At 47.0% G+C, this 9,796-nt stretch carries 10 protein-coding genes and 1 pseudogene; 3 read left to right on the top strand and 8 right to left on the bottom strand.

What is annotated here, in order from left to right:
- On the top strand, positions 1 to 282 hold a 282-nt coding region (locus ACWVCM_RS08755), incomplete at its 5' end, for a hypothetical protein (protein ID WP_455201357.1).
- Between the two features lie 117 nt (positions 283 to 399).
- Here ACWVCM_RS08755 and ACWVCM_RS08750 read toward each other — a convergent pair.
- The 5 genes from ACWVCM_RS08750 to hpnC all read right to left on the bottom strand — a co-directional run bounded on the left by ACWVCM_RS08750 (position 400) and on the right by hpnC (position 5,525).
- Entirely contained in the window at positions 400 to 1,323 is a 924-nt protein-coding gene (locus tag ACWVCM_RS08750; RefSeq protein WP_455201356.1) for a GGDEF domain-containing protein, read from the bottom strand.
- A gap of 163 nt (positions 1,324 to 1,486) precedes the next feature.
- On the bottom strand, positions 1,487 to 2,224 hold the full coding sequence (locus tag ACWVCM_RS08745; RefSeq protein ID WP_455201355.1) for a YciK family oxidoreductase: 738 nt from the start codon (positions 2,222 to 2,224) through the stop codon (positions 1,487 to 1,489).
- 1 nt (position 2,225) lies between these two features.
- Complete coding sequence (gene hpnE, locus ACWVCM_RS08740) at positions 2,226 to 3,635, bottom strand: hydroxysqualene dehydroxylase HpnE (RefSeq protein WP_455201354.1); 1,410 nt, start codon at positions 3,633 to 3,635, stop codon at positions 2,226 to 2,228.
- A 54-nt stretch (positions 3,636 to 3,689) separates the two neighbouring features.
- Entirely contained in the window at positions 3,690 to 4,616 is a 927-nt protein-coding gene (gene hpnD / locus ACWVCM_RS08735; protein WP_455201353.1) for a presqualene diphosphate synthase HpnD, read from the bottom strand.
- A gap of 36 nt (positions 4,617 to 4,652) precedes the next feature.
- Positions 4,653 to 5,525: a squalene synthase HpnC gene (hpnC, locus tag ACWVCM_RS08730; RefSeq protein WP_455201352.1), complete on the bottom strand. Its 873-nt coding sequence runs from the start codon at positions 5,523 to 5,525 to the stop codon at positions 4,653 to 4,655.
- Between the two features lie 35 nt (positions 5,526 to 5,560).
- Between hpnC and ACWVCM_RS08725 the strand changes: the two genes are divergently transcribed.
- Entirely contained in the window at positions 5,561 to 5,770 is a 210-nt protein-coding gene (locus tag ACWVCM_RS08725) for a hypothetical protein (protein ID WP_455201351.1), read from the top strand.
- Between the two features lie 43 nt (positions 5,771 to 5,813).
- Here ACWVCM_RS08725 and rmuC read toward each other — a convergent pair whose 3' ends face one another.
- From rmuC to ACWVCM_RS08710, 3 genes are read right to left on the bottom strand one after another with little or no spacing between them, the layout of a single operon-like run.
- Positions 5,814 to 7,130, bottom strand: coding sequence for a DNA recombination protein RmuC (gene rmuC / locus ACWVCM_RS08720; protein WP_455201350.1), 1,317 nt, complete (start codon positions 7,128 to 7,130; stop codon positions 5,814 to 5,816).
- Between the two features lie 46 nt (positions 7,131 to 7,176).
- Positions 7,177 to 7,905 (bottom strand): bifunctional 2-polyprenyl-6-hydroxyphenol methylase/3-demethylubiquinol 3-O-methyltransferase UbiG, encoded by a 729-nt coding sequence (gene ubiG / locus ACWVCM_RS08715; protein ID WP_455201349.1) that lies wholly within the window; start codon positions 7,903 to 7,905, stop codon positions 7,177 to 7,179.
- A gap of 37 nt (positions 7,906 to 7,942) precedes the next feature.
- A complete protein-coding gene (locus tag ACWVCM_RS08710) occupies positions 7,943 to 9,286 on the bottom strand; it encodes a TRZ/ATZ family hydrolase (RefSeq protein WP_455201348.1) in 1,344 nt (447 codons plus the stop codon).
- 286 nt (positions 9,287 to 9,572) lie between these two features.
- Here ACWVCM_RS08710 and ACWVCM_RS08705 point away from each other — a divergent pair.
- Positions 9,573 to 9,796, top strand: a pseudogene (locus ACWVCM_RS08705) (hypothetical protein); the annotation flags it as partial.

Here is a 9,796-nt window from a genome sequence, read left to right as displayed (position 1 = left end):
GTGCAGGTGAATCGACTGGCAAGGAATTTATTTGGTAATGTGCGGCTGCCGCGTGGCCTGAGAAAAGGTAAATGTGAAGCGTTAACGAAACCACAGATTGAGCTATTGTATGCCTCTGTTCAACTGCCTTCCCCGTTTGAGCAGGACAAAAAGACTATTACCAAGACTAAAACAAAAACAAAAACCAAAACAAAAACCAAAACTAAAACTAAAACTAAAAATGAACCATCCCGTAGTTCACGTAAACCGAAAAAGAAGGTGGGGCGAAAAAAAAGAGCATGAAATCAAAAGATGTCATGCTCTATTGGGGAGGCATTACTACTATGTGTGCAACTGCTTTTACTACGATTGGATATTGCTATGGATGAACAAGTTGTACCAAAAAATCCGGGTTAATTATCACGAAGCAATGCGAATACAATTCCGGCCATCGCGTTTTGCTTTATAAAGTGCCTCGTCGGCACGCTCTATAAATGTTTTGTCATCGTCTGATTCCTGTAATGTGGCGATGCCAACACTGACTGTCATCGGAATAGTTTGCCCCTGTATCCGGGTTTCCAGCTTTTCCACACGACGACGAATTCGCTTGGCCAGTCTTAATACGCCGGACTCATCGGTCTCCGGCAGCACAATGACGAATTCTTCACCGCCATAACGGAACATTAAATCAGAGATCCGTACACTTTTTTCAGCGCATTCCACCAAAGCCTGCAGCGCAAAATCACCGACGGCGTGGCCATACTTGTCGTTGATTTTTTTGAAGTGGTCGATATCCATCATGATTACGCCCAGTGAGCGGCCATGGCGAAATGCCAGTTCCAGTTGGCGATGTAGCTCTGTGGTCATGGCGGCGCGATTGCCAATCCCGGTCAACGCATCTTTATGTGCTGCCTGTACGGCTTCGTTATATAAAAGTGCATTGCGCAAAGGGTAGTGCAGTGCGCAAATTAATCCTTCCAGTTGTTCGATTTCCTGCTCGGTAAATTTTTTACTTCGGGTAAGACTAATAATGCCAAGTTTGTTTTCGTTAATGGTGAGTTCATACGTGCACGAGTAGCGCGCCCGCTTGCCAATAGTAAAATTGATATCCAGGATTTCGTTGATGTAGTTGAGGTGATCGTGGGCGACTATTGTGCTGATTTCGTTACTGAAGTGAGAAATGATTTCCTCAACATTTAATGATGTTTGCAATAGCCCGGCGATTTGCAGAATACGATTTTTATCTGCAAAGCTGTTTGTCTGACTCGAGTTTAAAATCGATGTCAGGCTGCCATTACTTTTAACCGGCAGTATTTTATTGTCGGTGTGTGGAACGGGCGGCATCTCTCCAGCCTCATTATCATTAATAATGCGGTTACAGCGAATATCGTGCCAAGTTGACGAAATCTTGAAACCAATATGTAAAACAGGGTCTTATGGAATCGATGAAGCTGATGTGCCGTAAATTTGGCGGAAGAATGATTGCGATTGCCGATCGTTTTCGGTGCTACACGTCGAAACGTTCCCCGGTAACACCACCGCTGTCTGGACCCATCAGGTACAGATAAACGGGTGTGACTTCTTTGGGAAGCGGCACATTGCTGGGATCATCACCCGGATAGGCGAGGGCATTCATACGGGTTCGAACGCGACCCGGATCAACGCTATTGACACGGACGTTCGTGTTCACTTCCAGTTCTTCGGACAGAATCTCCATCAGGTTTTCAGTCGCTGCCTTGGACACAGCATAGGCCCCCCAATAGGCTTGTCCTTTGTAGCCAACATTGGCTGATGTGAAAATAATAGAGGCTTCCTGTGCCTTCTTTAAAAGTGGCAAACAGGCTTTGGTCAGCATAAAGGGAGCGTTCAAATTGACATGTAATACATGAGCCCATAAACGGTTATCATAGTGCTCAATAGGGGTGAGTGTTCCCAATACAGCGGCGTTGTGCAGTAAGCCATCCAGACGGCCAAATTCTTTATTAATAGTAGCGGCCAGAATTTTGTAATCCTTGGGTGTAGCCAGTTGCAGTTCCAGTGGATAAATCGCTGGCTGAGGGTAACCAGCTTGCTCTATCAGGTCGTAGACTTTTTCAAGTTTCTTCTGGGTTCGCCCAAGTAATATGACAGTCGCACCATATTTTGCATAATCCTGTGCAACGGCGGCACCGATACCATCTCCCGCGCCGGTGACCAGAATAACACGATCTTTTAACAAACCTGCCTGTGGATGATATTCCTGCATCTTAGCTACTGTCTCCCGATTGATGGATTGTTTTTATAATTGATTGCGCACAACGTTTGCCACTACGCACAGCACTTTCCAGAGTCGCGGGTAATCCTGTATCAGTATAGTCACCCGCCAGCCAAAGCCCCTCGACTGATGTTTTATTCGTTGGTCGATAATCATTGCATCCTGTCACACAATCAAAGGTGGCTCGTTTCTCACGAATCACCATTCGGCGGTTCGCTTTGGGCCAGGCCGGAAAGAAACCGGCAATTTCTTCTTCCACTTTGGCGCAAAGCGCGTTGTTATCCAGTTCCATATGAGGCCCATTGCTACTAATGACGACTGCCATCAAGCCAGGTTGCCCATACAAGCGACGATCAAAAATCCATTGCGAGCATGTGTCAACCAGGCCAATCATAGGGTTGCCTAATTTTACTTGTTTCGGATATTGTAAATACACCGTAACGATGGGCTGCGTTTCAAATTTTGTTATTTGTTGTGTTAAATCGGAAAGCGTTGCGTGGGGTGCCAGTAGTTTGCGTGTAGCAAATTGTGGCGTAGCCAGAACGACGAAGTCCGACTTTATTTCACTTTCCTGTAATTTTAATCCTTTTATTTTTTTATTGTCGATGTCCAGGTCGATTACTCGCTGGCCGAGGCGAACATTGCCGCCATATTTTTCTATATAGTTCACTGCATGATCGGGATAGGCCTCACCCAGATCAACGCGCAGAAAAAGCAGGTCTGAATCACTGGCCGCGTGCGTAAATGCTTCGCGTAACATGCGTAAATACACCACGGCGGAAGCCGTTTCTATGGGTGTATTTAACGCTGCGATACAGAGTGGCTCCCATACAGTTTTGATGACAGTATCTGATTGCTGAAAACGCTTAAATAAATCCAGGCAACTGACATCTTCCGGGATGGTAAAATCCATTTTCAACAAAGCCCTGCAAAACTGTAGTGCTTTAAGTCGATCGCTGAATGTCAGCCCGGACGCAAATAATAGTCCCCAGGCTAAATGCAGCGGTGCCGGTAATCGACCTGTTTTAATCTTAACATTTCGTCCCTTGCGGCGCCTCATATTCAAAGCTAATTTTTCGCGTTTTAGCACGGTTTCTTCGCTAATTGAGACAGTGCGCAGCATTGATAGTGTTGAATCATAGGCGCCTAGCAGTAAATGCTGGCCGTTATCGACACTGATTTTATCGTTGTTACCGCTAGATCCGTTGGTGGTGCTGGTTGCACCCGCTAGCTCATCGGAGTTTTTGATGTTGTTTTCAAACGGCACACGTCTGGCCCGTCCACCCAGTTGCTTGGCGGATTCCAGCAAAATAACAGGAATATCGTGGCGAACCAGTTCAACAGCTGTTGTCAAGCCAGCCCAGCCGCCGCCCACGATTGTTACGGGTTTGGATTTATTCACAGGTCGGCAATGAAGTTAAGTGACAGAATAGTGAATGACATATCGTTGATTACACTAAGTGCGACACGTCTGTAAGTATTTTTTGTGGCGCTTTTTCTCGGATCGGGCCGTTTTCCAGGCCAGCCATAATTTTTTAAGGGGTGTCAGGGAAATGCGACCCTCCAGCACACGGTAGTTATCTTTTTCGATGGCCTGTAGTGTGTTTAAGTATATCGCAGCCATGATTAAACCGCTGCGTTGTGTATATCGATCTTGCTCCGGTAGATGTTCAAACGCTTTTTGATAATAGGCATGCGCACGATCAGACTGGTATTTTAATAAACGTGCCATGTTGTCAGTAAAGCGATGTTCGACAATATCAGATTCGGATACGCCGAATTGTGTTAACTCTTCCTGTGGAATATAGATTCGGTCGCGGGCGGCGTCTTCCCGCACATCCCGTAAAATATTGGTGAGTTGAAATGCCATGCCCAGGTTTTTTGCATAATCGAGTACCGCGGGGTCCTTGTAACCAAAAATCCTTGCTGCCAACAGACCAACCACACTTGCCGCTCTGTAACAGTACAATGATAAATCGTCAAACGTGGCATAGCGGTTGTTATCAAGATCCATTTCCATACCGTCAATAATTTCCAGTAATAGTTCTAAGGGCAGTTCGAAGTTTTGTACTGGATCTACCAGTGCTTTCTGGACCGGGTGTTGAGGGGAACCGTTGACTGTTTCACGCATGGTGTCACGCCACCATTGCAGCTTGATGCGCGCGATTTGCGGGTCGGAACATTCGTCGACGATATCATCTACTTCACGGCAAAAAGCGTACAGCGCAGTTATTGCTTTGCGTTGCTCAGGTGGTAGAAACAAAAAACTGTAGTAGAAGCTTGAACCGCTTTTGGCGGCTTTTTCCTGACAATATTCGTCTGGCGTCATAGATCGTGTTTTGTTGTTGTTGCTAGATCTCAAAGTATAACCAACTCGTGCCATGTCCTCCAAGCTGGATGAAGTTTTTCTGTGTGGCGTCTAATAAACTGGTTTTTTCATGATCGCGTAGAGTGCGATTTTGATCCAGTCTTTACGCTGCAGCCGGGGTCGCGAGAACACATTTTCCTTTTGATTTTCAAGCAATTTTATAATTTGCAAGCCACCATTGATCATCATTCGTAATTGCAGGCCGAAGCGTCCGGGGATTTGTTTGCCCAGGGGTGTCCCTGACAACATCATGGATTTTGCACGTTGCGCCAGCTCGCTGACTAAAGTGCGCATGGCGTCAGTACTCTCTTGTTGCTTGATCATGTCTTCGTGAACGCCATATTGTTTCATGTCATCTTGCGGTAAATAGATACGGTCGTTTTCATCATAGTCCTGAAAAATATCCTGCAGGAAGTTAATCAATTGCAGTGAGCTGCATATGCTGTCTGATCGTTGCAGGTTCTCTGGCGTTGCCTGGCCAATTAAATGCAGCAGCAAACGTCCCACCGGATTCGCAGAGTGTTGGCAGTAATCCAGTATCTCATTAAAATTCTGGTAACGTTTTTTCGTGACATCCTGTTTAAACGCAGTGAGTAAATCGTGAAATAGTTTTACAGGTAATTGGTGTTTATTGATTACATCCTGTAAAGCAATAAAGATGGGATCTGTTTGCGGTATGTCATTAATTGTTTCAAGCAGCGTGGAGTAGCGGTTAAGTTTCTCCAGGCGTTGTTGCTGGGTGAGTTGTCCTTCATCAGCAAAATCATCGGCAGAGCGTGCAAAGGCGTAGATGACTGCAATGGGTTGTCGTAAATTTCGCGGAAGCAGCAATGATGCTACGGGAAAATTTTCGTAGTGAGATCGTACAATTTTAATGCAATGCTGGTATGCATTCTGTATTTGAAAATCGTGTTGAGTTACCATAGGCGAATAATAATTACTTTTTCAGGTAGATTGCTATGGAATGGTTTAAAAAATTTATAGCTGGATTGGTTATAGGGCTTCTGTTGGGAATGTGGTTCGGGGTGAACATAGGCAAAGGCCGGCCTTTTTATGCCAATCCTTTTGAAGAAGTCACTGAGATAGCCAAGGAAAAGAGCAAGGCGGCTGTGCAAGAGGGCAAAAAGGCCTTGCGCGATAAACTGGATGAAGACATTAAGGAACAGTAAAAAGGAGCAGTCGCTCTGAGTGATTGGTAATAGCGGGGTAGTGCTAGTGAACCGGGTCAGTCTGTTTTTCTTCCTGTTCGGTGGCAGATTCCACGCTTCTTGTGGTCGTTTCTATTTGCGACAGAGATTCAATCGGCTTTTCCGAACTAATTCCCATTTCGGTAAATTTACGGGCACTGGGAAGGATGCGTGTATCCAGTGAACCCACCGCTTTATTAAAGTGCTGGACTGAACTGGTAAGACTTTTGCCAATTTTACTCAGGTGATCGGTAAACGTTGCCAGGCGATGGTACAGTTCGCTGCCCACTTCGCGGATTTGCTCAGCGTTTTCTGCGAGCGATTCCTGTCGCCATCCATAGGCTATGGCGCGCATTAATGCGACTAAACTGGTGGGTGTCGCCAGAATTACTTTCTGTTGCATGGCGTATTCCATTAATCCTGGATCATTGTCCAGTGCCGCACTCAAAAACTGTTCGCCAGGTATAAACAACACCACAAAATCGGGCGAGTGGGTAAACTGAGACCAATACGCTTTGCTGGATAATTCACGCACCCGTTCTTTCACATTTTTGGTGTGACGTTGCAGGTGTTGAGTGCGTATCGTTTCGTCACTGGTTTCTACTGCACTGATATAAGCATCCAGCGGTGTTTTTACATCGACGACGATTTCGCGTCCGCCTGGCATGCGAACGATCATATCAGGGCGCATCGCACCTTCTTTTGTAGCCGTGTGTTCCTGTTCGTAAAAATCACAGTGCTCGACCATGCCGGCCAGTTCTGCCAACCGCTTCAAGGTAAGCTCACCCCATTGGCCGCGTACCTCGGGGCGCCGTAACGCATTTACCAGATTGCGGGTTTCACCCTGTAATGCCTGTTGCGATTCCAGCATGCTTTGCAGATGTTGTGTCAAAGCACCATGCGCTTCCTTTCGTTCGTGTTCCATCTGGCGAATTTGTTTTTCGGTTTTTTCCAGTGTTTCCTTGATAGGTGTGACAAGGCTTTCAAAGGATTTTTCTTTTTGCGTTAATTCGTTTTGTGCCTGTATCTGGAACTGTTTCAGATTTTCCTGGGCAAGTTTTAAAAACTGCGAGCTGTTGGCTTTAAGTGCTTCATTGGATAATGCGCCAAAAGTGTCAGCGAGTTGTTCGCGGGCTTTCTCCAGTTCAGCGATGCGTTCAGTGGAAGCGTGGCGTTCAGATTCCATCGTAGCTTCCAATGCAGCATGTTTTTCCCGTAACAGGGTAAATTTTAACTGGCTGCGCAGGTAAACAGTCAGGGCCCCAATTAATGCAGAAGCGATCGCAACTGAAACAACGACAATGACGGCAATAATTGCGCTGGTAGTAAATTCAGTTTCCATTTGTCGTTTAGACCTACCGTGATAGATAGTTAAGTGTAAGGTATTGCTAGTCAGCCTTGCTGAAATGCATCATGTAGTTCACATCAACATCATGACCCAATGAATAGGTTTTGGTAAACGGGTTATAAGTCATACCCGTCAAATGTTCCAGCGTCAGTCCCGCGTGCCGTGACCAGGATTCCAGTTCCGATGGTCGAATGAAGCTACGATATTCATGGGTTCCCCTGGGTAGCATACGTAGTACATATTCGGCACCGATGATGGCAAATAAAAACGATTTGGGATTACGGTTAATGGTGGAAAAGAAAATCTGCCCTCCCGGTTTTGCAAGCCTGGCGCAGGCGTCGATTGTCTTGCCGGGATCGGGGACGTGTTCGAGCATTTCCATGCAAGTCACGATGTCAAATTGCGCTGGCTGTTGTTCGGCAATCGTTTCGGCGTTAATGAGTTGATAGTCAACCTCGACACCTGATTCCATGCCATGCAACCGGGCAACATTGAGGGGTGCTTCGCCCATATCGATACCGGTTACGGTTGCGCCGCTTTGTGCCATGCTTTCAGCGAGAATGCCACCACCACAGCCGACATCGATCACTTTTTTACCTGCCAGGCCGGCTTTCTCATTGATAAAATTCAGTCGCAGTGGATTGATGTCATGCAGTGGTTTGAATTCACTATTGGGATCCCACCAGCGCGCAGCCAGGGCTTCAAACTTGGCAATCTCCTTGGGATCGACATTGTGGCTTTTATGTTTTTTCGCTGTAGCTTGTGTCATGGTATTTTTTGCTGATGAGTAAAGTTGTCATTGTAAGTTAGTGCTTTTCGGTTTGTTGCGCCAAATCGCTTTGGAAAATTTTGTCCCGCCAGTTACGGGATTTGGCGATAACCTCGTGTTCATCGATAGTGGTTAACACATTATCCTTCAATAATTGCTGGCCAGCCACCCAAACATGCCTGACCTGGTTGCGCGTCGCGGAATAGACCAGCTGGGAAACCACGTGGTACAGAGGCTGTGTTTCCAGTGCGCCCATATCGATGGCAACTATATCGGCGGATTTACCCACTTCAAGGGAGCCAATGGTTTCATCCAGGCCCAGTGCCCTGGCACCATTTATAGTGGCCATGCGCAGGGCCTGCTGCGCAGGAATCGCGCTGGCGTCACCAGCCACAGATTTTGCCAGTAATGCGGCGCTGCGAATTTCGCCCAGCATATCCAGGTCATTATTGCTGGCGGCACCATCGGTGCCCAGCGCAACATTAACGCCGGCTTGAATGAGACGCTGCACGGGGCAGTAACCGCTCGCCAGTTTTAAATTGGATTCGGGACAATGTACGACGTTGGCATTGCTGGTTGCCAGAAGCTGGATTTCATCATCAGTCAATTGCGTCATGTGTACTGCGAGCAATCGCGGCGATACCAGGCCTTTTTCGCTAAGCCGCGATAGTGGCCGTAAACCGGTCTGGTCAACGGCCTGTTTGACCTCAAATGCTGTTTCATGTACGTGGATATGTACAGGCAGATCCAGTTCCTCGGCCAACGTTTCAATGCGTTGTAGTGGATCGTCAGAAACGGTGTAGGGTGCGTGAGGTGCAAAGGCAGTAGAGATCCGTGTATTACTGCGATAGTGGTCATGGACTTCAAGGCCCTTACTGATGTATTCGTCCGCGTCACTGGCCCAGACCGTGGGAAAATCGATGAGGATCAATCCTACGGTTGCGCGCATGCCGACACTGTCCACGACGCGAGCGGTTACATCGGGGAAAAAGTACATATCATTAAAGCAGGTCGTGCCGCTGCGAATCATTTCAGCCACGGCGTGCATGGTGCCATCATGAACAAATTCATCGCTCACCCATTTACCTTCCGCCGGCCAGATATGGTCCTGTAACCATTCCATAAGATGCAAATCATCGGCGAGACCGCGAAACAATGTCATCGCTGCATGGGTGTGGGTATTGATTAAACCTGGAATGAGCGCATGGTTTTCGAGCGTATGAACCGTTTCGCTTTGGTATTTTTGCTGCGCCTTCTCTGAGGGTAGAATCTCAATGATACGGCCTTCGTGTACCGCCATAGTATGATGCGTTAGCACCGTATCGTTTGCATCGACGGTGATGATCCATTCAGCATGTATCAGTGTGTCAACGGTTTGCATGGTTGAACCTTACTCGTAAGCAGCCCTATGATGCAAGTTTATCCTCTCGTACCGGAAGGTTTTGCGTGACTGATGCGCGAATCTTGCTGTCTGTAGGCATTGGCGCCTGTAGAAATAAGGTGTTACATTTGCTTTCCCTGACGCGGTATTCACTAACCAACATTTACGTAGTATTTACTAATACGTGGTATTAACAAACTTTTATTAGCCTGGATTTACAAAGAAAGTTTACAAAATAAAGGTTACAAAAAAAGTTTACAGAGAAAGGCGATCCAGAGAGTTTTTAATGACCTTACATGATTCCATTCGCGCTGTTCAATGGCGAAACAATCAGCTGGTTTTACTGGACCAGCGACGCTTGCCTGCAGAAGAAATTTACCTGGAATTTACCGATGTGGAGAGTATCGCGCAGGCGATAACGGACATGGTGGTCCGTGGCGCACCGGCTATTGGCGTTACCGCGGCCTATGGCGTGGTGATCGCGGCGGACAAACGGCTGCGGGAATCCCC

The organism is Kaarinaea lacus, assembly GCF_975902315.1.
This window is presented reverse-complemented; position numbering and strand designations above follow the sequence as displayed.

What these genes read in the sequence shown, in the direction of transcription:
- ACWVCM_RS08710 (WP_455201348.1), bottom strand. Translation starts at nt 9,286, where the DNA reads ATGCAAACCGTTGACACACTGATACATGCTGAATGGATCATCACCGTC.
- ubiG (WP_455201349.1), bottom strand. Translation starts at nt 7,905, where the DNA reads ATGACACAAGCTACAGCGAAAAAACATAAAAGCCACAATGTCGATCCC.
- hpnD (WP_455201353.1), bottom strand. Translation starts at nt 4,616, where the DNA reads ATGGCACGAGTTGGTTATACTTTGAGATCTAGCAACAACAACAAAACA.
- ACWVCM_RS08725 (WP_455201351.1), top strand. Translation starts at nt 5,561, where the DNA reads ATGGAATGGTTTAAAAAATTTATAGCTGGATTGGTTATAGGGCTTCTG.
- rmuC (WP_455201350.1), bottom strand. Translation starts at nt 7,130, where the DNA reads ATGGAAACTGAATTTACTACCAGCGCAATTATTGCCGTCATTGTCGTT.
- hpnC (WP_455201352.1), bottom strand. Translation starts at nt 5,525, where the DNA reads ATGGTAACTCAACACGATTTTCAAATACAGAATGCATACCAGCATTGC.
- ACWVCM_RS08745 (WP_455201355.1), bottom strand. Translation starts at nt 2,224, where the DNA reads ATGCAGGAATATCATCCACAGGCAGGTTTGTTAAAAGATCGTGTTATT.
- ACWVCM_RS08750 (WP_455201356.1), bottom strand. Translation starts at nt 1,323, where the DNA reads ATGCCGCCCGTTCCACACACCGACAATAAAATACTGCCGGTTAAAAGT.